We start from the raw sequence: 24679 nt of genomic DNA on the forward strand, positions 1-24679 counted from the left end.
CCCCGTTTCGTCTCCGTCGCTTCGGCGTCGTCGCTCAACGACCCCGTCGGACCGGCGTCAGCTCCCGAGCACAACCCGGAGCTGCTCGAGCGCCCAGTCCAGCTCGGTCGCGCGCACCACGATGGGCGGGGCGATGCGGATGGTCTGACCGTGGGTGTCCTTCACGAGCACCCCCCGGTCCAGCAGCTTCTCCGCGATCTCGCGGCCTGTGCCGCGGGCCGGATCGATGTCGACGCCGGCCCAGAGACCCGCGACGCGCACCTCCGTGACCCCGTGGCCGAGGAACGTCTCGAGCCCTTCGCGCAGGTGCTGCCCGAGCGCGCGGGCGCGCTCCTGGAACTCCCCCGACTCGAGCATCTCGACCGCGCGCAGTCCGACGGCCGCGGCGAGCGGATTGCCGCCGAAGGTGGATCCGTGCTCGCCCGGGCGGATGACGCCCAGCACGTCCTCGTTGCCGACGACCGCGGAGACGGGGAGGATCCCGCCGCCGAGGGCCTTGCCGAGCAGGTACAGGTCGGGCACGACGCCCTCGCGGTCGCACGCGAAGGTCTCGCCGACACGACCGAGGCCGGACTGGATCTCGTCGGCGATGAACAGCACGTTCCGCTCGGTGCAGATCTCGCGCACGCGGCGCAGGTAGCCCTCGGGCGGGATGACCACGCCGCCCTCGCCCTGGATCGGCTCGATGAGCACGGCGACGGTGTCGTCGGTGATGGCGGCGGCGATCGCCTCCGCGTCGGCGTACGGCACCGCATCGAAGCCGGGCGTGAACGGACCGAACCCGTCGCGCGCCGACTCGTCGTCGCTGAAGCCGACGATGGTCGTCGTGCGGCCGTGGAAGTTGCCGTGCGCGACGACGATGCGCGCCGCATCCGGGCGCACGCCCTTGACGCGGTAGCCCCAGGCGCGCGCGACCTTGATGCCGGTCTCGACGGCCTCGGCGCCGGTGTTCATCGGCAGCACCAGGTCCTTGCCGCACAGTCGCGCGAGCGCGGCGGCGAACGGCTCGAGCCGGTCGTTGCGGAAGGCGCGGCTGGTGAGTGCGACGCGGCCSAGCTGCTCCTCGAGGGCGGAGACGAGTGCGGGGTGACGGTGCCCGAAGTTCACGGCGGAGTACGCCGCGAGCAGGTCGAGGTAGCGCTTGCCCTCGACATCGGTCACCCAGGCGCCCTCGGCGCGGGCGATCGTGACGTCGAGCGGCGCGTAGTTGCGCGCCACGTGCGGCTCGGCGCCGGCATCGGGATCCTGCCCGCCGATCGTCCCGTGCTCTGCGTACTCCCTGACCTGCTCGGGCGTCATCACGCGCCCCGCAGTTCCAGGGTGCAGCACTTGATGCCGCCGCCGCCGAGCAGCAGCTCGCTGAGGTCGACCGTGAGCGGGTTGTAGCCGCGCTCGCGCAGCTGCTTCTCGAAGCCCGTGGCACGCGGCGAGATGATCACGTTGTAGCCGTCGCTCGCCGAGTTGAGGCCGAACACGGCGCCGTCCTCGTCCGAGACCAGGATCGCGTCGGGGAAGCGCTCGGCGAGGATCCGCTGCGAGGCGTCGTCGAAGGCGTGCGGCAGGTAGGCGATGTTGGCGGCCTCGGGCCCACCGTTCTCCTCGCCGATCACGGGGTCGAGCACGGTCAGCGCCGTGTCGAGGTGGTAGAAGCGCGGGTCGACGAGGGTCAGGGTCACGACCTCGCGACCGAAGACCTCGCTCACCTCGCGGTGGCTGTCACCGGCGGAGCGGAAGCCCGTGCCGGCGAGGATCACGTCACCCGCGAGCAGGAAGTCGCCCTCACCCTCGTTGATCTCCTTCGGCATGACGGTGTCGAAGCCGTGGGTGCGGAACCAGTCAGCGAACGCCGGGGACTCGCCCTGGCGCTGCTCGTAGTAGAACGAGGGCACGTAGGCGCGGCCGCCGATGACGAAGCCGCCGTTGGCGGTGTAGACCATGTCGGGGTAGCCGGCGAGCGGCTCGATGAGCTCGACCTCATGGCCCAGCTCGAGGTACAGGTCGTACAGCTTCTGCCACTGCGCGACGGCCTTGGCCGTGTCGGTGGGGTTCGCCGGCTCCATCCACGGGTTGATGCTGTAGTTCACCGTGAAGTGCTCGGGCTTGCACATCAGGTACCGGCGGTGGTGCGCGGTACGGGCCGGCGTGACGGTGGCGGTCTCAGGCGTCGACATGAGGCTCCTTGCGAATCTTCGGTCGCGGCGGACGCTGTCCTGAGGCCCGGCGGTCCTTCGATCCGGTACATCGCGGATGTGCGGAGAAGGTGCGACACGGGCACGCCGTCGACCATTGTCTCATCCGAGCCTGGACGTGTCCGTCACGCCGCGGCTCCGGCTCAGATCACCGCCGCGCTCCAGTCGTCGGGGTTGCCGTAGCGGTGCGCGGTGATCGCGATGGCCTGCTCGTGCAGGAAGGGCAGCAGCTCGATACGGCCGGCCGTGGTCACCTCGCCGGCGAAGATCGCCAGATCCGGATCCCCCTGCACCGCCGCGGCGAGCGCAGAGTGCAGGGCAGCCACGTCATCCGCCGCTCCCACGATCCGCACGCGGTTCGGCCGCTGCGGGGCGCCCTCGACAACGGCCCCCCTCTCGCTCCCGTCGCGATGTCCGCCGCTCTCCGCCCGGCCTTCCGGCAGGTGCTGCGACGCGAGCAGACCGGATCCGAACGGAACGGGTCCGTCCGCCGTCGCTGCAGGTCCCGTGAACCGCTGGATCCACTCCGCGTCGCTCTCCACGAACACGGTGACGCCGGCTTCGCCCAGCACGCGGCGCACCGCGGCGGGCAGGCCGATGGGCGAGGAGAGCGTGAACGCTCCCCCGCCGCGGATCGCCGCGATCGCGACGCGCAACAGCGCGCGCAGAGGCGCCTCGCCGGTGGCGCGCACGGCGACTGGCACCGAGCGGTAACGGAACAGATTGCGCTCCACGCCGAGGCGCGAGACGTCGCGCACCCGCCCGAACTCGCGGTCCCACGCCAGCGCGTCCGCCAGCGCGGCACGACGCAGCCATTCGAACGCGGTGTAGTCCAGCGACGGCTGGGCCGCCTCGATGAGCGCGGTGATGCGCGAGTCCAGTCCGCGCAGGTGCAGGGTCGTGGATCCGGCCCCGCCGGTGTCGCGCCAGGATCCCAGCCCGATCAGGTGGTTCGGCCCGCCCGCCTTCGCGCCGGTGCCGACCGAGGAGCGCTTCCAGCCGCCGAAGGGCTGGCGCTGCACGATGGCGCCGGTGATGCCGCGGTTCACGTACAGGTTGCCGGCCTGCACGCGGTCGAGCCAGAGCGCGAGGTCATCCGGATCCTGCGTGTGCAGTCCCGCCGTGAGGCCGTAGTCCACGGCGTTCTGCAGCTCGACCGCCCGCGCGAGCGTCGGGGCGTGCATGACGCCGAGCACGGGACCGAAGAACTCCTCGCGATGGAAGCGCGACCCCGGCTGCACGCCGAGGCGGATGCCGGGCGTCCACAGCCGCCCCTCGGATCCGGGGATCTCGCGCGGCTTCAGCAGCCACTTCTCGTCSGGRSCGAGCTCGGTGAGCGCCCACTGCAGCTTGCCCTGGGGCGGCTCGATGACCGGCCCGACCTCGGCGCGCGGATCCTCGGGCCAGGCGACGTGCAGGGACCGGGTCGCGTCGACCAGCTGGCGGGCGAACCGCTTCGACCGCCCCACGGGGCCGACCAGGATCGCCAGCGATGCGGCGGAGCACTTCTGCCCTGCATGCGCGAACGCGCTCTTCACGAGGTCGGCGACGGCGAGATCCAGATCCGCCGACGGGGCGATCACGATCGCGTTCTTCCCGCTCGTCTCCGCGTGCAACGCCAGGTCGTGCCGCCAGCTGCGGAACAGCGCGGCGGTCTCGAAGGATCCGGTGAGGATCACCCGGTCGACGTCGGCGTGCGCGATGAGTTGCCGGCCGAGTTCGCCCTCGGAGATGTCGACGAAGGCGAGCAGGTCGCGCGGGATCCCCGCATCCCAGAGCGCCGCGGCGATCACCGCCGCCGAGCGCCGCGCCTGCGGAGCCGGCTTGAACACGACGCCGGATCCCGCAGCGAGCGCGGCGAGCACGCCGCCCGCGGGGATCGAGAGCGGGAAGTTCCAGGGCGGAGCGACCACGGTGACCCGGGACGGCACGAACGCGGCTCCGGGGATCGCGTCGAGCTCGCGGGCCTTGGCCGCGTAGTAGCGCGCGAAGTCGACGGCCTCGCTGACCTCGATGTCACCCTCGGAGACCACCTTGCCCGTCTCTGCTGCCGCGACCTCGATGAGCTCGGCACGGCGCGACTCGAGCACCGCGGCGGCCCGCAGCAGCACTTCGCCGCGCTCGGCCGCGGGTCGCGCGCCCCAGGCGCCGGCCGCGGCGCGCACCCGGGACAGGATCCGCTCCAGCTCCGCCTCCTCGGTCACACGCGCACTCCGCACGAGTCCGTCGCCGGCGGTGGAGACGGGGATGCGGGCGAGGATCTCGCGCACCCACTCCCGGTTCGCCGGCAACGCCGGGTCGGTGTCGACGGCGTTGCGGAAGCCGGGAGCGCCTGCCGCGACGGCGGACTCGTCCTCGCGCGCCGCGAACACGGCCGTCTCGACGAAGGTGTCGCCGGGGTCCACGGCCTCGGCGATGCCGAGCACCGCCTGGGTGAGTGCGGCGGATTCCGCATCCGGATCCGTGGTGAGCGCGGCGGACTCGTGGACCGGGGCGAGCCGGTTCTGGCGGCGGCGCGGGCGCGCGGGCAGCGCAGGGTCGGCGGAGCGCTCGAGCGACAGCGCGAACCGGTTGACCTCGCGGTCCAGGGCATCCGGATCCTCATGCAGGCGGAACGCCGCGGACAGGAAGTTCTCCGGGGAGGCGGTCTCCTCGAGGCGCCGCACGAGGTAGCTGATCGCGACGTCGAACTCGCGCGGCTTCACGACCGGCACGTACAGCAGCACATGCCCGACCTCGCGACTCACCGCCTCGACCTGCCCCTGCGCCATGCCGAGCAGCATCTCGAACTCGATCGGGGCGGAGCCGGATCCGGTGCCATCGGTCGTTGAGCGAGCGAAGCGAGACGAAACGTTGTCCGCAGGTGACCCCGTTTCGTCTCGGTCGCCCTGCGGGCGTCCTCGCTCAACGTCCACAGTGGGAGAGGACGGGTCCGGTCGCACCCCGCGGTCGCCGGCGAGCAGCCAGGCGTATGCGATGTCGAAGAGGTTGTGCCCTGCGACGCCGATGCGCACCGCCCGCACCGACTCCGGAGTGAGCGCCGCGTCCAGGCAGCGCAGGTAGTTCGCGTCAGTATCGATCTTGGTGTCGTAGGGCGCGGGCGTCCAGCCGTGCAGCGCCGCCTCGACCCGCTCCATCGCGAGGTTCGCGCCCTTCACGAGGCGCACCTTGATCGGCGCCCCGCCATGGTCGACCCGGTCCTTCGCCCACGCGGTCAGCTCGCGCAGCGCCGGCAGCGCATCGGGCAGGTAGGCCTGCAGCACGATGCCCGCCTCCAGATCCTTCAGCCGCGGATCCTCCAGGATCCGGGTGAACACGGCGATCGTGAGGTCGAGGTCGCGGTACTCCTCCATGTCGAGGTTGATGAACGTCTGACGGCTCTTCGGGCTCGACCAAGGGCCGGTCCCTGAGCCTGTCGAAGGGCCCGCCGCGGTCAGGTACAGCGGCAGCAGCCGCTCGGCGACCTGTTCGACGACCTCGTCGAACGCCCACATCGAGATGCGGCTCACGACCGCCGAGACCTTCACCGACACGTAGTCGACGTCGTCACGGCGGATGAGCTCGTGGATCCCGTCCAGGCGCCGCTGCGCCTCGTCCTCTCCGAGCACCGCCTCGCCGAGCAGGTTCAGGTTCAGGCGCGCACCGGTCGCCCGCAGCTTGGCGATGGTCGGGGTGAGCTTCGCCGGGCGGGCGTCGGCGATGAGGTGGCCGACCATCTCGCGCAGCACGGTGCGGGCGATCGGCACGGTGGGCGCGGGAAGCCCCTGCGCCACCAGGCCGCCCGCGCGGACGGCCGCACGCAGGTACCAGGGCAGGAACCCGGGCACGAGCGGAGCCACCCTGTTCAGCCCGGCGGCTGCCGCGCCCAGGCTCTCCGGGCGCATCACGTCATCCACGAAGCCGAGTGTGAACGGCAGCCCGTTCGGATCCCGCAGCACCCCGGCCAGCCGCTCGGCAGCCGGATCCGCGTGCGAGGCGGCGGCCTCGTCGATCCAGCGCTGGGCGAGGGCGACGGCCCGGCGCGCACGCTCGGTGTCCGCGGCGTTCAGCCACTGCGGCATCGGTTCGTCCTTCCCTCCCCGCGCCGTCGGGATGGGCGCGGAGTGCTCCCCTCCAGCATGGCGCTCCTCACCGTCCACGGCAGGGCGGCACGCCCTCCGCGCCTCTCTATATGCTGTGCTCGTGGGGGAAGAGGACGAGGCGGAGGCCGCGCCGCCGGCCGTCGCGGACGCCGCGACGCGCGCGGCGTCGGAGGCCCGTGCCACAGCGTGGGCGCGGAAGATGGCGGACCGCCTGCCGACGGGCTGGCTGATCAGCGGCGCCGGTGCCGTCCTGCTCGCCTCCACGGCGGCCTTCGGCGGGCTCGCGGAGGTGCCGAAGGCGCCGCCGCCGGAGCTGCAGGTCGGTCAGCACTATGTCGGATCCGACCTCGACATGTCGGTCGTCAGCGCGGCGATCGGCGGCGAGGTGCGTGGCACGAACCTCTACCCGGCAGAGGGGCAGCGCACGCTGGTCGTCGTCCTCGATGTCACGAACAAGTTCGACAAGCCCCGCAGCGCATCCGAGAAGGACACGCTCGAGGGCATCGCCGTGAAGGACGTCGCCCTTCAGGGGTTCAACGCCAACCGGGTCGTCGATGGCAGCAATGTCTCCTATCTTCAGCCGGATGTCGCCACCCGGGTGCGGGTCGCCTGGGTGGTGGATGAGGCCCAGGTCGCCCGCGGAGACGAGATCCGCGTCGCACTGCCGGACTCGACGCACTACGTCGGCCAGCTCTTCACGATGGGCGACTACTGGTCCGACGTCCGCACCGGCGCCTACGCGGTGGTCACCGTGGACCAGGTGCCGGCCGAGGAGGAGGCGACGCCGTGACCGCTCCACCGCTCCCCGCCTCACCCGTGGTCCCACCGTCTCCCCCCACCCCGCCGGCGCGGAATCGCTGGCACATCGCAGGGGTCTGGGCGCTATCGGTCGTCCTGGTCGTCGCGGCATGGGGGCTCACCCAGGTGCAGAAACCCGACGACGCTCCCTACGACAGCTTCGTCAGCACCACGACGGTCGGTGAGCGCGCCACCACCCGGAATCTGGCGGTGACGGTCACCCGCGTCCGCGCAGCGCGCTTGGTATCCGACGGCGATCGCTGGCATGCGGATGGCACGTGGCTCGTCGTCGATTTCGATGCCGCCGCCGTCGTGGACCAGTTCGGAACCCTGCTGGCCACCTCGAACCTGCACCTCGGCGACCGCACGTACTCCGCCACGGAGCGCGGCGAGAGCGCCCGGAACATGGTGCTGATCACCGGCGTCCCGCGGCACGGGAGCATCGCCTTCGAGGTGCCCCCTGGGTCCCTGGAGGGCACCGCGACCCTGGAGTTCGCGGTGGACTACGACACGGACGCCGACGGCGTGATCGAGGTCGTGGTCGATCTCGATCAGGTCGCGATGCAGAACGAGGTCACCCTCGACCCGGAGGGGTGGGCGCGATGACGGACGACGCGACCCCCGTCCGGCGGGGTTGGTGGCGCAGCAACCTCCTCAGCCTCGGCGTGCTGGTGGTGCTGCTGCCGGCGACGGTGCTCGGCATCGGCTGGTGGAAATGGGATCACGCGTTCCCCGGCTCGGGCCAGCCGGTCTGGGCCGTGGAGCCCGGGAATTCTGGCACCGTGGAGCTGCAGGGCGCGACCTGGGGTCCGGTGCGCTTCAAGGAGGTCGCCGACACCTCCGGACTCGACATGCCCCCGAACGCGAAGCTCATCCTCGTCGGCGTTCCGGTGGATCCCACGGGCGACAAGGGTCCGGGATGCTGGTCGCCCAAGCTGGTCCAGAACAGCACGGGGCGGGTCTGGCTGACGGCGCGCACCGAGCTCGGGCTGCTGTGGAACGACGACGAGCCCGAGGACTGCGTGCCGACGCTCGAGGGCGAGAAGGCCGAGCGCTACGAGCTGGTCCTCCCCTACGTCGTCCCGGACGATGTGGAGGGCCCGTTCTGGGTCGATGTGGAGCCGCTCTCCGCGAAGTCGAAGTACGTGCGCTTCAGCATCGATCCCTGAGTCCGGTGGCGGCCCCGGTCAGGCCGGTGGCACGGCCGGTGGCACCGGCGCGCCGGGCGGCAGCGCCGTGGTCCGCGACGACGCGGGTTCGCGCGGAGCGGCCGTGGGCAGCACCCCCGCGGCGGCGGTGATCGCCGCGGCGTCGACCTCGTCCTCCGTCGTAGGCGCGGCCGCATCGGTGCGCGCCTGCTGCGCGCGCCGCAGCATCCCGAACGTGGTGTCGTAGGCGCCGGCCACCACGGCGAGGCGGATCGGCTCCATGATCAGCGGCGGGATGAGAAAGATCACCGGCCAGTACACGTTCCAGAAGAGATCGAGGTCGTGCGGCCCGAACCAGCGGCTCACCCCGTAGCGCAGCCACGATTGCGCCACCACGATGACCGTGTGGAGCAGCGCATACGACGCGATGATGAGGGGCCCGGCGCGCCACATCAGCAGGATCGCGCGCCAGATCGGGAGGAAGCGCGAACCGAGTTCGGCGCCGAGGTCGCGCAGCCGCCGCATCACCGGGTTGGGCACCCGCGCGACGCGCTCATGCATCTGCGTGATGAGCCTGTGCTGGATCTGCAGCTTCTCCGCCACGATCGCCTGCCCGTAGACGACTCCGGCGACCGTGAGCCATGCCAGCGGCGCGAGGAGCACCGGCCCCGCCTGGCCGATCAGCCAGCCGACGCCGTCCCCGAGCCAGACGAGGGGAGGCAGCCAGCCTGCGAGCGTCGCGCGCGCCTCTCCGAGCCACGCCATGGCCGCACGCGTGTCGATCCAGGCGGTTACGGCATCGGTGATGTCCTTCAGCAGCAGCACGGAGAAGAACACCCAGACGACCTCGCAGTACACGGCGAGCAGGGCCAGCACCCGAGGGAGCCTGTTCGCCCAGCGGCCCCAGGCCCAGCGCGCGGCGAAGGCCACGACGATGACGAGCACCGTCCAGACGTTGAACGACAGCTCGAGCACGTTGTCGCCCGGGTCGAAGGTGCGGTCGGTGCCGAGGGTGGCCCCGATCTCCTCGGTGTTCTTCGCGAGTGCGCGCAGTCCGTAGGCCTGGATGTCCTCGCGCAGCAGGCCCTGCGCGGCGTACACCGCGAAGAAGGGCAGGATGCTCGCCAGCAGAGCCGTGAGGAAACTGCGCCGCCGTTCCGCGGCCGTCTCGGGCACCGGCGCGACGCTCTGCAGCGCGCGCAGGCCGTCGCGCATGACGAGCAGCATCCCGACCAGGCTGATGAGGCGCGCGAGCACGGCGATCGGGAGGATCAGCAGTCCGCCGACCGAGGTGTACGCGCCCACGACGCCGGCGACCTCGTTCACCGCGTAGTGCACGAGGATTCCCGCGAGATACCAGGCCAGCAGCGCAGGCCACCGCATCCACAGCACCCGGCCGGTCGTCCGAAGTATCGCCCCCACGCGCTCAGATTAGCGTGCGAGCGCGCCGCCCTCGCGAGGAGGATCCGGCCTCGTGCGCTGGTTCGAGTCGCAGCGCTCAGTCCGCCCAGACGCTCGGCGCCGGGGCCTTCGTCGGAGGCAATGCGGACGCTGCGGCCCAGTCGTGGATCCAGTCCTCGACGCCCGGCACGTCTTCCGGGCGGCCCAGGGCTCCGAAGAACTCCTCGTGCGAGACCGTTCCGCCGGTGCGGCGCAGCATGCGTGCGCGCACGATCACCTTGGCGTAGACCTCGCCGTCGACGACCGCGCGGTGCTCCATGAACAGGGCCTTGTCGTCGTGTCCGATGAACCGGGACTCCACGTCGAAGCGCTGCCACAGTTCGAGCGACTTGCGGAAGGTGATCGTCTCGCTCGAGACCACGGCGTACCAGCCGCGCTCCTTCATGGCGTCGAACAGACCCGTGCGGATCAGCAGGTCCCACCGGCCGAGGTCGAACAGCGACAGATACCGGCCGTTGTTCATGTGCCGCAGGATGTCCAGATCCGTCGGCAGCGTGGTGAGACGGATCCGCCCGACGGCCGTCGCCGCCAGGGCCTGTCCCCGACGGGAGCGCCGGCGGGCGGAGAGGATGACGAGCAGGGTGCGCCAGATCACGTTCACACCGGGAGCGTAGTGAATCCGGCACGGATCCCAGGAATCGATTGTCGGATCCGCACAGTCACGGCACACCGTGTCACGCGGCGAAACGAGCCCGTAACGCCCGATTTCTCCTCAGCGCACGGCGCGCGTAGAGTCACGAACATGAGCGCCGAAGCCCTTCCCACCGTCACCGTCCGGCCTGTTCGCGATGTCGATGCCGAAGCCCTCGGCCGTGTGCACGCGAAGTGCTGGCACGAGACCTACGACCACCTGATCAGCACCGCGACGCTCGAGGCCGTCTCGCCCAAGCGCCTCGCCGAACTGTGGACGCACTGGGCCTCCCAGGGCGAGGAGTACCGCATGAGCGCGGCGCTCGTCGACGGCGAGATCGTGGGCTTCGTCGGATCCGGCCCGGCCCGTGACGAGAACCCGCCGGCCGAGCGCGAGCTCTACTTCATCTACCTGCTGGACGCCTGGCACGGCACCGGCATCGGCCAGCGCCTCTTCGAGGCGGCCGTGGCCGCCGGCGAGCACAGCTACCTCTGGGTGGCCGAGGACAACCCCCGCGCGCACCGCTTCTACGTGCGCAACGGCTTCGTCCTGGACGGCGCGTCGCAGCAGGAGCCGTTCCTCGGCGAGACCATCAAGGAAGTCCGCTTCGTGCGCTGACTCCTCTCAGCGCCTCTGCGTCGAGGCCCCCTCCGAGCATCCGCGCCCCCACAGGGGATCGCTTCTCGGAGGGGGCCTCGATGCTGCGAGGGGCGTCGATGCGGATCCGAGCCCGGCATGCGCCGCCGCGGGGTGCACTGCCCGGGGTACTCCGTCAACGCGTTTACCCCCTCTGAGCGTCTTTACCCCCTCTGGGATGCGGCCGCACGAGGGGGTGAAGACGGACCCGACGCTCCATCGGGTGCTGCCGGTCAGCGGCCTGAGACCTGGCCGAACATCTTCGCGATGGGGGCGAGCACGAGCGGCCGGGCGGCGGCCCACCCGCCGGCGATCACGACGAGCGAGAGCACGAACACCCAGAAGCCGGTCCAGGTCACCGCGTCCTGCGCGGCGAACATGTGGTTCAGGTTGCGCAGCATGCCGGTGAGCAGCACGAGCGCCACGTGCACCACGATGAACGCCGTGAAGAACAGCATCGTCGGGAAGTGCACCGCGCGGGCGATCTCGATCGGATACGCCTTCGACAGGCCCTCCGCCTTCTTCGGCCACAGCCCCGACATCCGGAACCCCGTGGCGATCGCGACGGGTGCGGCGAGGAACACGATCGTGAAGTAGGCGAGCTGCTGCAGGCTGTTGTAGTTCACCCAGCCGKTCTCGGTCGGCCAGTCGAAGGAGACGTACTGGAGCGCGGCGGAGAGCGCGTTCGGGAACACGTCCCAGCTCGTCGGCACGATCCGCATCCACTGCCCCGTGACGAACAGCAGCACCACGAAGATCACGCCGTTGATGATCCAGAGCAGATCGAGACCCTGGTGGAACCACAGCGTGAGGCTGATCTTGCCCTTCGGGTTGCCGCGTGGCGTCCAGAACGCGGTCGGCCGCTTCTCGCTGCGCACGCGCAGACCGGAGCGGATGATCAGCGTCATCAGGAACACGTTGAAGAAGTGCTGCCAGCCGATCCAGCCGGGGATGCCGACGGGCGCGCCCGCGGGCAGGTGGTACTCGCCCGGGTAGGTCGCGAGGAAGTCCTGCATGAACGGCAGGCTGCACAACGCCCGCACGATCGCGATCGCGGCGCCCGCGAGCACCGCGAGTCCCGCTGCGGCGAACAGCCCGCCGATCGCCTGCGGCCAGGTCGGGCGGGGCCTCGACCGCGCGGGCTCTGCCGCGAGGTGGCGCGGGGCCGAGCCGTTCCAGACCGTCCGGGTGAACGGCAGCGGCGCGGACACGTCCGGGCGCGTGGCGACGACGGTCGTGGGCACTGCCGGTGCCGTGGCCAGTGCCGATGCCGCTGCCGCTGCCGCTGCCGCATCGGATACGAGGTCGGTCGCGATGGCGGCGGTCTCCTCCATCGGGGAGCGGGTGGCCACCGGTTCGACGACCTTCCCGATCACCACAGCCGTCCCTGCCGGGGGCCATGGCTCCCCTCCGACGACGCGCGGCAGTCCGCGGCGCAGGGCGGATCCGGATTCCGGCGCAGACGCGCCCGCGGTCGAGATCGCCGAGGGGGCGTCGAGTGCAGACGCCGCGGGATCGACGGTGGCCGCGGCCGGGGCGACGGCCGGGGAAAGGGGGTGCGGAGCTCCCGCTGCACCCCAAGTATCGTCCTCCCGATCGAGCGTCGCCCGAACAGACGCGTTCGTCGCGCCACTCGACGCTGCGGCGCCCGCCGCCAGGGCACCGGCGGGCGGCCACGGGTCGCCCCCGGTCACCCGCGGGAGTCCCCGGCGGAGCGTGGATCCGCCTGCTGTCGCGCCGGCGCCGGCATCGCGCGCCGGATCTGCAGACGCCGAGATGGATTCCGCTGCCTCTCCGGCCCTCGGAGCGGCGTTTTCCATCCCCGCTGCCGCGCCGTGCGCCAGGGAGATGGATTCCGCAGCTTCGGGGAGGCCCGGAGCAGCGGAATCCATCTCGAGGACGCGCTCATCGCCGGGCGCGGCGGTGCCGAGGGCGCCCGCGACGGCAACCCCGGCGGGAGGCCAGGCCTCGCCGCCACGGGTGCGGGGCAGTCCCCTGCGCAACGTCGCCATCGCTACTTCTTCCGTGCGCGCAGCTGTTCGATCACCTGCGGCACGACCGTGAACAGATCGCCCACGATGCCGAAGTCCGCCACGTCGAAGATCGGCGATTCCGGATCCTTGTTGATCGCGACGATCGTCTTGGCGGTCTGCATGCCGGCACGGTGCTGGATCGCCCCGGAGATGCCGAGCGCGATGTACAGCTGTGGCGAGACCGAGACGCCGGTCTGGCCCACCTGGTGCGCATAAGGGATGTACCCGGCGTCGACCGCGGCGCGGGAGGCGCCGATCGCGCCGCCGAGCTCATCGGCCAGATCCTCGACGAGGGAGAAGTTCTCCTTGGATCCGAGCCCGCGTCCACCCGAGACGACGACCTTGGCGCCGCGCAGCTCAGGCCGGGACGACACCGCCTCGACGGCCTCGATCGGCTCACCCGTGGCCGCCGGGGCTCCCGACGGCTCCACCGCGAGCGCCTCGACACGAGCATCGGCCACGGCCTCCGCACGCGCGTCGATCGCGCCCTGACGCACCGTGATCACGGGGGCGCCGAACGTGGGAGCGGAGTCGGTGAGGAACGCCCCGCCGTAGACCGAGTGGTGCGCCACCACGCCCTCGTCGTCGCGGGAGACCCCGATCGCGTCGACGGACAGCGCCAGGCGCTCGCGCACGGCGAGCCGCGCCGCGGCGTCGCGGCCGGCGATCGAGTTCGACACGAGCACCGCGTCCGGGCCGACCTCGCGGTACGCGGCCTGCAGCGCATCGACCACGGGGACGGTGACGGATCCGGCATCGACGTCCGCAGTCAGCACCACCTKTGCGCCGGCGGCGGTGGCGGCGTCCACCGCCGCCTGCGCGGTGCCGGCGGGAGCGGCCACGAGCGCGACCGGGGAACCCAGTTGCGCCGCAGCGCCGAGCAGGCCCGCGGTCGAGGGCGCTGCCGCACCCGCCGGAGTCACATCCACGAGCACAAGAATCGAGTCGGAGGGGTACGCCATGATCACACCAGCCTGTTCTGCGCGAGGAACTCGACGAGCTGCGCGGCCGCGTCGCCCTCATCCGTGATCTTCACGCCTGCCGCGCGCGGCGGCTTCTCGGYCACGGCTGTGAGGATGGTCTGCGGCGCCTCCGCCGGGTCGGCGCTCACACCGAGGTCGGCCAGCGAGAGCACCTCCAGCGGCTTCTTCTTGGCCGCCATGATGCCCTTGAAGTTGGGGAAGCGCGCGTCGGGCAGCGCCTCGGTGATCGAGATCACGGCGGGCAGCGGCGCGCTCACCTGCTGGGATCCGAAGTCCGTCGCGCGCGTGCCCGTCACGGCGTCGGTCGCGATCGCCACAGCACTGAGCGCGGTCGCCTGCGCGAAGCCGAGATGCTCGGCGAGCATCGCCGGGATCACTCCCCCGGATCCATCCGTGGAGAGATTTCCGGTGATGACCAGGTCGGGCTCGCCGCGCCGGATCGCCGCCGCGAGCACCGCCGCGGTCAGGCCCAGGTCAGCGCCGTGCAGCTCTGCGTCGACGACGTGCACCGCGGATCCGGCGCCGATCGCGAGGGCCCGCCGGATCGATGCGGTCGCCGACTCGGGAGCCATCGACAGCGCCACGACCTCGGTCCCGGGGTTCGCGTCGGCGTAGCTCAGTGCGACCTCGAGAGCGCGCTCGGTGATCTCGTCGAGCACGACCTCCCCCGCGCCGCGGTCCGCCAGACCCGTATCCAGGTCGAGCTTGCGATCCCCGTACGTATCGGGAACCTCTTTCACCAGGACGTAGATCTTCATCGAACCTCCGTTTGCGCTTGCGACGAGTCTAGCGGGCGAGAGTTGTGGAATTCGATCTCACACTCGGTGACATTCAGTCTCACCAGGCAAGACAGGCCGGCCACGCTCGCGCCACACGGCGCACCGAGACCGTGGCCACCGCCCTTCGCGCCCTCGACGGCGCCTTTCGGGTGCCAGCGAGCCGACGAGGATCCGTTTCCCGCCCCGGTAACGTAGGGGAATGGCCCGTCCGCATCCGCTGCCCGTCGACCCTCTCGCCGAGGCGAAGAGGCAGTGGCTCGCGCACGGCTGGGACCACGCCGCCGACGGCATGTCGCTGGTCACATCGGTCATGCGGGCCCAGCAGCTGCTGCTCGCCCGGGTGGATGCCACTCTGCGMCCGTTCGCACTGTCCTTCGCGCGCTACGAGGTGCTGCGACTGCTCGCCTTCAGCCGCACGGGCACCCTGCCGCTGTCGAGCGTGGTCGCGCGTCTGCAGGTGCATGCGACGAGCGTCTCCAGCACGGCGGACCGCCTGGTCCGCGACGGCCTCATTGCCAGGCACCGCGACCCGCACGACGGCCGCGCCGCCCTGCTGGAGCTCACCGAGACCGGTCGCGAGCTCGTCGAACGGGCCACGACGGCGCTCAACGACGAGGTGTTCGTAGATCCGGGGATCACCCCCGAGGACGGCGCGGATCTCGTCGCGATCGTGGCGCGGATGCGCAAGGCCGCCGGGGACTTCGCGGACCCGCGTCCACAGCCGGATCCGCTCTGATGGGATCGTTCGTCCTGGAGCGGACGATCGCCGCACCCGTCGAGCGGGTGTTCGCCCTCTCCCTCGACGTCGGCGTGCACGTCGACTCGATGGTGACGCACGACGAGCGCATCGCCGACGGCGTGCGCTCCGGCCGGATGACCGAGGGCGACACGGTCACCTGGGACGCCCGGCACTTCGGGATCCGCTTTCGGATGACCTCGCTGGTGTTCGACGTGGACGCGCCGCACACGTTCTCGGACCGGCAGATCCGCGGCCCGTTCGCCGAGTTCCGGCACCGGCACACCTTCGAGCCGGCTCCCGCTCCGACTCCGGGGACTCCCGAACGCCCCGGCGAGCACGCGACCCTCATGCGCGACGAGATCGTGTTCCGCTCGCCGTTCGGCCCGATCGGGCGGATCGTCGACGCGCTCGTCATGAGGCGGTACCTGGTCCGGCTCATCCAGCAGCGGGGCGACACCCTCGCCGCCCTGGCGCTCGCGCCGTAGGCTGACGCGCATGACCGAACTGCGGATCCGTACCACCCTCATGTCCAAGGGATCGGCGGGAGCGATCGTGCTCACCGACGCACAGGTCGCCGAACTCAGCTCGGCGAAGGCGTTCCCCGTCGTGGTGACCATCGGCGGGAACTCTGCGCGGCTGCGGCTCTCGCGGATGGGCGGACAGAACCTCATCGGCTTCAGCAAGGCGAACCGTGCCGCGATAGGCATCGAACTCGACGAAGAGTTCGACGCGGTGATCACGCCGGATGTCGCCGAGCGCACGGTCGACGTGCCCGAGGCGCTGGCGTCCGCCCTCACCGACGCCGGGCTGACCGCCGCCTACGACGCACTCAGCTTCACCCGTCGCAAGGAGATCGCACGCTCCGTCGCCGATGCCAAGCAGGCGGAGACCCGCGACCGCCGCATCGCCAAGGCCCTGGACGAGCTGCGCAGCTGACAGCGGGTCCGCCCGCCCGAAGACTGCTCCTCAAACCCCGAAGCCGCACCCCTCACCCGCAGCCCGTTCAGTGGTCGCGAATTGCGGCTTTCCCGCGTACAAAGCATCGAGCCCGATCGCCGACGGTGCGAACCGTACGAGTCGTCCACGGATGCCGGCGGGACCACCCCGCACGCGCGGTCAGTTAAGTTGTGCACAACTAACTTGTGTGCAATGCTTGCGGCATGGCTGCAACCGACGAGATGGTGTGCTTCGCGCTCTACGCGGCGACCCGCGCGACGACCCAGGCCTATCGCGTCCTGCTCGAACCGTGGGGCCTCACCTATCCGCAGTACCTGGTGCTCGTGACCCTGTGGCTGGACGGCGAGCAGACGGTCTCGTCGCTCGGCGATCGCCTGCAGCTCGACTCCGGCACGCTGTCGCCTCTTCTGCGCCGCATGGAGAGCAACGATCTGATCGTGCGCGAACGTCGCTCCCCCGATGAGCGGGTCGTCTCGATCGGCTTGACCGCTCACGGCGTTCGTCTGCGCGAGGAGCTCCGCGAGATCCCCCGTCAGATCGCCGAGGGCTTCGCCCTTCCCGATCGCACGAGCGCCGAAGACCTCATCCGCAGACTGCACACGATCTCGTCATCCATGCACGCCGTCGCCGCCGGCCGCGCGCCGCAGCCGTGACCCATTCGACCACCCCCACATCGATCCGAAGGAGATCACCCATGGACGTCCTCTACACCGCCGAAGCCATCGCAACCGGAGCCGGCCGCAACGGCCGCGTCGTCACGACCGACCGCCGCGTCGAGCTGGACCTGGCGATCCCCCGCGAGATGGGCGGCTCCGGCGACGGCGCCAACCCCGAGCAGCTCTTCGCCGCCGGATACAGCGCGTGCTTCCACTCCGCGCTCCATTCCGTGGCCCGTGCGCAGAAGGTGTCGATCGCCGATTCCTCCGTCGCCGGCCGCGTGCAGATCGGCCCGAACGGCCAGGGCGGCTATCAGCTCGCGGTGCGCCTCGAGGTCGTCCTCCCCGGGCTCGAGCAGGCCCAGGCCCAGGCTCTCGCCGACGCCGCGCACCAGGTCTGCCCGTACTCGAATGCGACCCGCGGGAACATCGAGGTGACAGTCGTCGTCTCCGAGGATTGACCCGCGGTCACGGATCCTGACCGCCGCCGGCGCTGCCGGGCGGCCGACTCAGTCGCCGTCGTACACGTAGGCGTCGAAGCGGGCCGGGATGTTCATCCGCTGCCAGGCGAGCTCCTCGTCGCGGCGGGAGCGGTCGCCGGGGAATGCCCGGGCCGTGTGCCGCGGCACCTGACGGCTGTGTCCGGCGAGGTGCGCGACGGCCACCGCCTGCCCGCAGACGCGCGCAGCGGCGACGGCACTCGGATCCTGCGCCTGCCGCGCCGCCTCGTGGCAGGCGAACGCCTTCTCCCGCACGGCGTCGATGTCGAGCTCGCCGCGCAGGAACGCCTCTGCGGCGGCGAGCGCCTCCCGGGGGCGGTCGTCGTCGGGACGCTCGGCCTGGAACAGCGGCAGSAGCCGCTCGGCGCAGGCGATSGTCCAGCYGACCAACTCTCGTCGGTCGTCCTCCGACAGCCGCAGATCGTCGGAGTCGGGCAGTGCGCCGTCCGCGAAGAGGGGCACCACGTTGGAGTCGTCCCGGTCACGCCCGGTTGCATCATCGCCGGACGGATCCGGGAAGGATCCGAGGGAGCGGATGTCGGCCATGTCGATCACCGATTCACGAACTGGGGCGGTCGCTTCTCACGGAAGGCGGCCATGCCCTCCTTCTGGTCGACCGTGTCGAACAGGGAGGCGAAGGCCTCGCGCTCGATGTCGAGTCCGACCGCGAGCGTGGTCTCCATGGCGGCGTCGAGCGTCGCCTTCGCGGCGAGGATCGACGGCAGCGACTTCGACGCGATCGTCTCGGCGAGCGTCGACGCCTCGGCGAGCAGCTCGGCCGTCGGAACCACGCGCGACACCAGGCCCGCGCGCTCGGCCTCCTCGGCACCCATGATCCGCCCGGACAGCACGAGCTCGGCGGCCTTGAAGTAGCCGACCGCGCGGATGAGTCGCTGCGTGCCGCCCATGCCGGGGATCACCCCGAGGTTCACCTCGGGCTGGCCGAACTTGGCGTTGTCCGCGGCGAGGATGATGTCGCACATCATCGCAAGCTCGCATCCCCCACCGAGAGCGAAGCCGGACACGGCGGCGATGACCGGAGTGCGCACGGCGGCGAAGTCGCGCCACACGCCGAAGTGGTCGGTCGCAGTGATCTCGGCCGCGGACATCCCCTCCATCTCCTTGATGTCGGCGCCCGCGGCGAAGGCCTTCTCGGATCCCGTCACGACGATCGCACCGATGCCCTCGTCCGCGTCGAAGGCGGTGGCGGCGGCGGTGACCTCCTCGGCGACCTGCGAGTTCAGCGCGTTGAGTGCCTGCGGCCGGTTCAGGGTGATCCAGCCGACCCGTCCGCGCTGCTCCGTGAGGATCGTCTCGTACTCGCTCGTGGCCATGGTCATCCTTTCGCCGCACCTTCGTGGCGCTTCCAGTATCTCCGATGTCGGTGAACGGAGGGTGTCCCTCTCGTCCGAGCGGGGGGAGAGGATCCGCGAGACTCCATTTGAGCGACGAGACTGCGCCCGAATCGTGCAGTCTCGTCGCCCAGATGGAGTCTCGCGGTCAGGGAACGGGGCGGCTCAGGACGCGTCGCGGATGTCGGTGATGATGCCGGAGAAGTCGCGGCGGGCACCGGGACCGGCCGCGAACGTCGCGTAGATCTGCTGCGCGAGCCGGCCCATCTGCGCGTCCGTGCCCGTGCCCTCGATCGCCTGCAGCGCGAGCCCCAGGTCCTTCGCCATGAGCGCTCCCGCGAATCCGGGCTGGTAGTCGCGGTTGGCGGGGCTTGTCGGCACCGGGCCGGGCACGGGGCAGTTCGTCGTCATCGACCAGCACTGGCCCGACGCCTGCGACACCACGTCGAACAGAGCCTGATGCTCGAGGCCCAGCCGCTCGCCGAGCACGAACGCCTCGGCCACGGCGATCTGGGAGATGCCGAGGATCATGTTGTTGCACACCTTCGCGGCCTGCCCGAGTCCGGGCCCGCCGCAGTGCACGATGCGCTTGCCCATGGCCTCGAGCAGCGGGAGCGCGGCAGCGAAGTCCTCGTCGGATCCGCCCACCATGAAGGCGAGCGTGCCGTTCTCGGCCCCCACGACGCCGCCCGACACGGGGGCGTCGATGTTGCGGTGCCCGGCCTCGATCGCGAGGGCGTGCGCGACGCGCGCCTCGTCGACGGCGATCGTCGAGCTCTCGATGAAAAGCGTGCCGGGGTCGGCGGCGCCCAGCAGTTCGTTCTCGTACGCGGCGATCACGTGTTTGCCCGCCGGGAACATCGTGATGACGACCTCGGCGCCGGCGACCGCGTCCACGCCGAACTGCGCGACCGGCAGGCCCGCGGCTGCGGCGGCGTCGACCGCGGCGGACACCACGTCGAAGCCGATCACCTCGTGCCCGGCGGCGAGCAGGTTCTTCGCCATGGGCAGACCCATATGACCGAGGCCGAGGAACGCGATCCGCGTCATGACGCCACCTGCATCTGCGTGTTCTCGCCGCTGCGCTGGAGGCCCTGACGCATGGAGGCGGATCCGGAGGGGCGCAGCATCTCGCGTCCGACGATGAGTCTCATGATCTCGTTCGTCCCTTCCAGGATCTGATGCACCCGCAGATCACGGACGACCCTCTCGATCCCGTAGTCCTGAAGGTACCCGTACCCGCCGTGCAGCTGAAGAGCCCTGTTGGCCACATCGAAGCCGGCGTCCGTCGCGAAACGCTTGGCCATCGCACAGCGCATCGTGGCGTCCGGTGCCTTCTCGTCCACGGCCTGCGCACCGTCGCGCACCATGAGCCGAGCGGCCTGCAGGTCCGTGCGCATGTCGGCGACGGCGAACAGGATGGACTGCTTCTCCGCGAGGGGCTCGCCGAATGCCTCACGCTCGTGCACGTATTGCACGGCGCGATCCAGCGCCCACTGCGCACCGCCGATCGAGCAGGCCGCAATGTTGAGGCGGCCGCCGTTCAGCGCGCTCATCGCGATCGCGAAGCCCTGCCCCTCGGATCCGAGCATGTTCGTCGCCGGGACCCGCACGCCGTCCAGGATCACCTGGCGGGTGGGCTGCGCATGCCAGCCCATCTTCTTCTCCGGCGCCCCGAAGCTGAGACCCTCCGCGTCGCCCGGAACCAGGAAGGCGGAGATGCCGCGCGCTCCCGGGGCTCCCGTGCGGGCCATCACGATGTAGACGGCGGCCTCGCCTGCGCCCGAGATGAACTGCTTCACACCGGTGAGCACGTACTCATCGCCTTCGCGGGTTGCACTCGTCGCGAGCGCCGCGGCGTCGGATCCTGCTCCCGGCTCGGTGAGGCAGTAGCTGCCCAGTCCCTGCATCGTGGTGAGCTCGGGCATCCAGCGCGCGAGCTGTGCGTCGGTCGCATAGCTGTCGATCATCCAGACGACCATGTTGTGGATGGAGATGTAGGCGGCGATCGTCGGGTCGCCCTTGGCGAGCTCCTCGAAGATCGCGACGGTGTCGACGCGCTCGAGCCCGGTGCCCCCGGACTCCTCGCGCACGTAGATGCCGCCGAGGCCCAGCTCGCCCGCCGCGCGCAGAGCCTCGCGGGGGAAGAGGTGCTTCTCGTCGCGCTCGGCGGCGAACGGGGCGAGCTCGGTCTCGGCGAACTCGCGCACGGCGCCGAGGATGGCGGCGCGCTCTTCGCTGGTCATCGTGATCGGGGTGGCGACGGTGGTCATGTGGTTGCTCCTTGTGGGCGGCGTTTCGTCTCGGTCGCTTCGCGTCCTCGCTCAACGACCAGAAAGGATCAGTGCATCGTGGGGATGACGAAGCTGGCGCCTTCGCGGACGCCGGCGGCGGGCCAGCGGCTCGTCACGGTCTTGGTCTTCGTGTAGAAGCGGAAGGCGTCGGCACCGTGCTGGTTGAGGTCGCCGAAGCCGCTGCGCTTCCATCCACCGAAGGTGAAGTAGGCGATCGGCACGGGGATCGGCACGTTCACTCCGACCATGCCGACGTTCACCCGGGCCACGAAGTCGCGAGCCGCGTCGCCGTCGCGAGTGAAGATGCCCACGCCGTTGCCGAACTCGTGCTCGGACGCCATCCGCAGCGCCTCCTCGTAGTCCGCCGCGCGAGCGATCACGAGCACAGGCCCGAAGATCTCCTCCCGGTAGATCGACATGTCCGTCGTGACGCGGTCGAACAGCGTCGGGCCGAGGTAGAAGCCCTCCTCGTGACCGTCCACGGCGAAGCCTCGCCCGTCGGCGAGCAGCTCGGCACCGGCATCGATGCCCTGCTGGATGTAGTCGGTCACGCGCTCGACCGCGGCGCGGTTCACGAGCGGACCGTAGTCCATACCCGGCTCGAGCGAGGGCCCGACCTTGAGCGCGGCTACGCGCTCGGCGAGCTTCGCGGCGAGCGCGTCCGCGGTCTCCTCCCCGACCGGCACGGCGACCGAGATCGCCATGCAGCGTTCCCCCGCCGAGCCGTAGCCGGCGCCGATGAGGGCGTCGGCGGCCTGCTCCAGGTCGGCGTCGGGCATGACCACGAGGTGGTTCTTCGCCCCGCCGAAGCACTGTGCGCGCTTGCCGTGCGCGTTCGCGGTCGTGTAGATGTACTCCGCGATTGGGGTGGATCCGACGAAGCCGATCGCGCGCACCCGCTCGTCGGTGAGCAGCACGTCGACGGCCTCCTTGTCGCCGTGCACGACGTTGAGGATCCCCGCCGGCAGGCCCGCCTTCAGGAACAGTTCGGCGATCCGGACGGGCACCGAGGGGTCGCGTTCGCTGGGCTTGAGGATGAACGCGTTGCCGGCGGCGATCGCCGGGCCCATCTGCCAGAGCGGGATCATCGCGGGGAAGTTGAACGGGGTGATACCGGCGACCACGCCGAGCGGCTGGCGCAGCGAGTACACGTCGATACCGGTGCCGACGCCGGTGGAGTACTCCCCCTTGAGCAGGTGCGGGGCGCCGACGCAGAACTCGATCACCTCGACGCCGCGCTGGATGTCGCCCTTGGCATCGTCCAGCGTCTTGCCGTGCTCGCTGGAGAGCAGGGCGGCAAGGTCGTCCATCTCCTCGCGGACCAGCTCGAGGAAGCGCATGAGCACACGCGCTCTCTTCTGCGGGTTGGTCTCCGCCCACGCGGGCTGAGCGGCCTCGGCGTTCGCGATCGCCGCACGCACCTCGTCCGCGCTCGCGAGCGGAACCCGCGCCTGCACGGCACCGGTCGAGGGATCGAAGACCTCCCCCCAGCGTCCCGAGTTGCCGGGGACTTCGGATCCTCCGATGAAGTGAGTGATGTCGCGGACCATCGTGTGCTCCTGGTTCTGCGTCGTCGTCGACGCTGGATCCAGATTACATGGTCATCCATGCAGTTAGGAGGGCTCCCATGTAATTCATCGACACCTGCCGCCGAGTTCACCTGCCGGTCACCTTCGGCACGTACAACGGATCGTGCGCGGGCCGCAGACGCTGACCGGATCGGGTGCTCGTCTCCCCGCGCCACGGGATGCGCCCGGCATTTCCTGCCCGGGCGCCCACGCGGTCACGAACCGCAGAACCCCCGCCGAATCGGGTCGGCGGGGGTTCCCTCGTGTGCGGGTGGAGTCAGTCGCTCATTGCTCCCAGGTGACCTGGGGATCGGCCTTCCCGAAGTCCACCGTCGGGGTGTCCAGGGATCCGCCGAACGTGACGGTGTACGTCTGGCCGTCACTGCCCTGCAGACTCATGTCGACGCTGATGTAGTCGTATGCAGAGACGACCGTCGGCGTGGATCCACCGCTCTCCGGTTGCAGGGCATCGAGTTTCGCACTGCCGTCCGCGGTGAGCGTGCGGGTGACCGTGCCCTCTACCGGGCTCGCCCCGGAGAGGTCGATCGCGGTGATGTCCATGCCGCACGGCGTCGCCAGGGTCTTCATCGCCACGCACGCCTCGACGGCCGTGCGCACGAGCGAACGGAACTCGGTGACGCCGGCATCGTTGAGCTTCGTGTGCACGTCGTACAACGCCGAGGCGTCATCGGACGACGCGATGGCGAAGGTCGAGTCGCCATCGATCGAGAAGTACTTCGAGTCCATCGCGATCTCGTAGGTGCCGGGGAAGACATATGCGTTGCTGATCTCGGCCGTGGGAACGCCGTTGAATGTCGCATCCAGGCCGCGCAGGCTGTCCAGCGAGATCGGCGTCACGCCGTTCGCGATCTTCCAGGTGTCCTTGTCCTTGTACACCTCGTACGTCGTCGACACGGTGCGCCCGCCCACCTCGAACGTCGCCGGGACGGTGGCGGCGTACTTGCTCTCGCCGCCCTTCTGCACCGAGATGTGGCTGAGGCCACCGAGCTTGTCGGAGGCCTTCAGCACCGAGTCGGTGAGCAGCTTCTTGTCGGGGACGCTCTCGAGATAGCCGAGCGCGGCCTTCGCGTCACTCTTGGAGACGGCCGTCAGGTACGCCTTCACCGTGTCTGCCGCCGTCACCGAGGAGCGGGTGAGAGCCGGCACCACGAGCAGGGCGACGACCAGGATCGCGATGATGAGCACGGCGACACCGCCACCGATCAGGCCCCAGAGCAAGCCCTTCGACGACTTCTTCGGCGGCTGCGCACCGCCGGCCTGGCCCGGGTAGGGCTGACCGGGCTGCGCGCCATAGGGCTGTCCACCATAGGGCTGGCCCGGCTGGCCTGGCTGGCCCGGGTACTGCTGGCCCGGCTGGCTGGGATACTGCTGGCCCGGCTGCGCACCGTACGGCTGGCCGGGGTATGCCTGCCCGGGCTGCGCCCCGTACGGCTGCGCGGGCTGCCCGGGATACGGCTGTCCGGGTTGTGCACCATAGGGCTGACCTGGCTGCCCCGCGTACGGCTGATCGGTCTGCGCGCCGTACGGCTGGCCTGGCTGTGCGCCGTACGACTGATCCGGCTGCCCCACGTACGGCTGATCCGGCTGCGCGCCGTACGGCGGGCCCTGCTCCGCTCCCGGCTGTGCCGGCACGGGCTGACCAGGCGGCGGGAAGGCCTGCTCCGGTGCGGGATGCGACTGCTCCGGAGCGACCGGAGGCACGGATGCGGTGTCCACCGTCTCGCCGTCTGCCGCCGCCGGCGGTGGCGGAGTCGGATCCTGCGACCCGGTTCCGAAATCGAGCTCATGTCCGCCCTGCGGCGGTTCCCCCTCTGTGGCCATGGGTTCAGACTAGCGAGCGGCCCGACCCAGA

At 70.7% G+C, this 24679-nt stretch carries 23 protein-coding genes; 9 read left to right on the forward strand and 14 right to left on the reverse strand.

Annotation, left to right across the window (positions count from 1 at the left end):
• Positions 1-57 precede the first annotated feature (57 nt).
• The 3 genes from rocD to AC1DMN_RS11245 all read right to left on the reverse strand — a co-directional run bounded on the left by rocD (position 58) and on the right by AC1DMN_RS11245 (position 6250).
• Complete coding sequence (rocD, locus tag AC1DMN_RS11235; protein ID WP_477230320.1) at positions 58-1299, reverse strand: ornithine--oxo-acid transaminase; 1242 nt, start codon at positions 1297-1299, stop codon at positions 58-60.
• Positions 1299-2171: a dimethylargininase gene (ddaH, locus tag AC1DMN_RS11240; protein WP_440734206.1), complete on the reverse strand. Its 873-nt coding sequence runs from the start codon at positions 2169-2171 to the stop codon at positions 1299-1301. The genes rocD and ddaH overlap by 1 nt, the downstream gene beginning before the upstream one ends.
• A 161-nt stretch (positions 2172-2332) precedes the next feature.
• On the reverse strand, positions 2333-6250 hold the full coding sequence (locus AC1DMN_RS11245; protein WP_477384224.1) for a proline dehydrogenase family protein: 3918 nt from the start codon (positions 6248-6250) through the stop codon (positions 2333-2335).
• 121 nt (positions 6251-6371) lie between these two features.
• On the opposite strand from AC1DMN_RS11245, the gene AC1DMN_RS11250 reads away from it, so the two are divergent.
• Genes AC1DMN_RS11250 through AC1DMN_RS11260 form a run of 3 tightly spaced genes read left to right on the forward strand, consistent with a single transcriptional unit; the run spans position 6372 to position 8238 of the window.
• Positions 6372-7061: a hypothetical protein gene (locus AC1DMN_RS11250; RefSeq protein ID WP_477230318.1), complete on the forward strand. Its 690-nt coding sequence runs from the start codon at positions 6372-6374 to the stop codon at positions 7059-7061.
• Positions 7058-7675 (forward strand): hypothetical protein, encoded by a 618-nt coding sequence (locus AC1DMN_RS11255; RefSeq protein ID WP_477230317.1) that lies wholly within the window; start codon positions 7058-7060, stop codon positions 7673-7675. Before AC1DMN_RS11250 ends, AC1DMN_RS11255 begins: the two co-directional genes overlap by 4 nt.
• Entirely contained in the window at positions 7672-8238 is a 567-nt protein-coding gene (locus AC1DMN_RS11260; RefSeq protein ID WP_477230316.1) for a hypothetical protein, read from the forward strand. Before AC1DMN_RS11255 ends, AC1DMN_RS11260 begins: the two co-directional genes overlap by 4 nt.
• 18 nt (positions 8239-8256) lie before the next feature.
• On the opposite strand, the gene AC1DMN_RS11265 is transcribed toward AC1DMN_RS11260, so the two are convergent.
• Both AC1DMN_RS11265 and AC1DMN_RS11270 read right to left on the reverse strand, forming a co-directional pair.
• Positions 8257-9639 carry a hypothetical protein gene (locus AC1DMN_RS11265; RefSeq protein ID WP_477230315.1) on the reverse strand — a complete coding sequence of 461 codons (1383 nt, stop codon included), beginning with the start codon at positions 9637-9639 and terminating at the stop codon, positions 8257-8259.
• 76 nt (positions 9640-9715) lie between these two features.
• Complete coding sequence (locus tag AC1DMN_RS11270) at positions 9716-10279, reverse strand: acyl-CoA thioesterase (RefSeq protein ID WP_477230314.1); 564 nt, start codon at positions 10277-10279, stop codon at positions 9716-9718.
• Between the two features lie 141 nt (positions 10280-10420).
• On the opposite strand from AC1DMN_RS11270, the gene AC1DMN_RS11275 reads away from it, so the two are divergent.
• A complete protein-coding gene (locus AC1DMN_RS11275; RefSeq protein ID WP_440734213.1) occupies positions 10421-10927 on the forward strand; it encodes a GNAT family N-acetyltransferase in 507 nt (168 codons plus the stop codon).
• A gap of 251 nt (positions 10928-11178) precedes the next feature.
• On the opposite strand, the gene AC1DMN_RS11280 is transcribed toward AC1DMN_RS11275, so the two are convergent.
• Genes AC1DMN_RS11280 through AC1DMN_RS11290 form a run of 3 tightly spaced genes read right to left on the reverse strand, consistent with a single transcriptional unit; the run spans position 11179 to position 14719 of the window.
• A complete protein-coding gene (locus AC1DMN_RS11280; protein WP_477384226.1) occupies positions 11179-12957 on the reverse strand; it encodes a cytochrome b/b6 domain-containing protein in 1779 nt (592 codons plus the stop codon).
• A gap of 2 nt (positions 12958-12959) precedes the next feature.
• A complete protein-coding gene (locus AC1DMN_RS11285; RefSeq protein WP_477384228.1) occupies positions 12960-13940 on the reverse strand; it encodes an electron transfer flavoprotein subunit alpha/FixB family protein in 981 nt (326 codons plus the stop codon).
• A gap of 2 nt (positions 13941-13942) precedes the next feature.
• Positions 13943-14719, reverse strand: coding sequence for an electron transfer flavoprotein subunit beta/FixA family protein (locus AC1DMN_RS11290; protein ID WP_477384230.1), 777 nt, complete (start codon positions 14717-14719; stop codon positions 13943-13945).
• Between the two features lie 220 nt (positions 14720-14939).
• Between AC1DMN_RS11290 and AC1DMN_RS11295 the strand changes: the two genes are divergently transcribed.
• From AC1DMN_RS11295 to AC1DMN_RS11315, 5 genes are all read left to right on the forward strand, one after another.
• A complete protein-coding gene (locus AC1DMN_RS11295; protein WP_477230311.1) occupies positions 14940-15476 on the forward strand; it encodes a MarR family winged helix-turn-helix transcriptional regulator in 537 nt (178 codons plus the stop codon).
• The gene (locus AC1DMN_RS11300; protein WP_477230310.1) at positions 15476-15964 is read left to right on the forward strand and encodes an SRPBCC family protein; all 489 of its coding nucleotides are present in this window, start codon (positions 15476-15478) and stop codon (positions 15962-15964) included. Before AC1DMN_RS11295 ends, AC1DMN_RS11300 begins: the two co-directional genes overlap by 1 nt.
• Positions 15965-15974: 10 nt before the next feature.
• Positions 15975-16415, forward strand: coding sequence for a YdeI/OmpD-associated family protein (locus AC1DMN_RS11305; RefSeq protein ID WP_477230309.1), 441 nt, complete (start codon positions 15975-15977; stop codon positions 16413-16415).
• Positions 16416-16639: 224 nt separating this feature from the next.
• A complete protein-coding gene (locus AC1DMN_RS11310) occupies positions 16640-17089 on the forward strand; it encodes a MarR family winged helix-turn-helix transcriptional regulator (RefSeq protein WP_477230308.1) in 450 nt (149 codons plus the stop codon).
• Positions 17090-17130: 41 nt separating this feature from the next.
• Entirely contained in the window at positions 17131-17553 is a 423-nt protein-coding gene (locus AC1DMN_RS11315) for an organic hydroperoxide resistance protein (RefSeq protein ID WP_440734221.1), read from the forward strand.
• A gap of 48 nt (positions 17554-17601) precedes the next feature.
• Here the strand turns inward: AC1DMN_RS11315 and AC1DMN_RS11320 are convergent, their stop codons facing one another.
• From AC1DMN_RS11320 to AC1DMN_RS11345, 6 genes are all read right to left on the reverse strand, one after another.
• Positions 17602-18138 (reverse strand): putative immunity protein, encoded by a 537-nt coding sequence (locus tag AC1DMN_RS11320; RefSeq protein ID WP_477384232.1) that lies wholly within the window; start codon positions 18136-18138, stop codon positions 17602-17604.
• A 5-nt stretch (positions 18139-18143) separates the two neighbouring features.
• Positions 18144-18926, reverse strand: coding sequence for an enoyl-CoA hydratase-related protein (locus AC1DMN_RS11325; RefSeq protein WP_477230306.1), 783 nt, complete (start codon positions 18924-18926; stop codon positions 18144-18146).
• A gap of 183 nt (positions 18927-19109) precedes the next feature.
• Complete coding sequence (gene mmsB, locus AC1DMN_RS11330) at positions 19110-19994, reverse strand: 3-hydroxyisobutyrate dehydrogenase (RefSeq protein ID WP_477230305.1); 885 nt, start codon at positions 19992-19994, stop codon at positions 19110-19112.
• Positions 19991-21217, reverse strand: a complete 1227-nt coding sequence (locus AC1DMN_RS11335; protein ID WP_477230304.1) for an acyl-CoA dehydrogenase family protein — start codon at positions 21215-21217, stop codon at positions 19991-19993. The genes mmsB and AC1DMN_RS11335 overlap by 4 nt, the downstream gene beginning before the upstream one ends.
• A gap of 68 nt (positions 21218-21285) precedes the next feature.
• On the reverse strand, positions 21286-22788 hold the full coding sequence (locus AC1DMN_RS11340) for a CoA-acylating methylmalonate-semialdehyde dehydrogenase (protein ID WP_477230303.1): 1503 nt from the start codon (positions 22786-22788) through the stop codon (positions 21286-21288).
• A gap of 303 nt (positions 22789-23091) precedes the next feature.
• Complete coding sequence (locus tag AC1DMN_RS11345; RefSeq protein ID WP_477230302.1) at positions 23092-24648, reverse strand: hypothetical protein; 1557 nt, start codon at positions 24646-24648, stop codon at positions 23092-23094.
• Between the last annotated feature and the right edge of the window lie 31 nt (positions 24649-24679).

This window comes from Microbacterium sp. 01T413_2 (genome assembly GCF_056398985.1).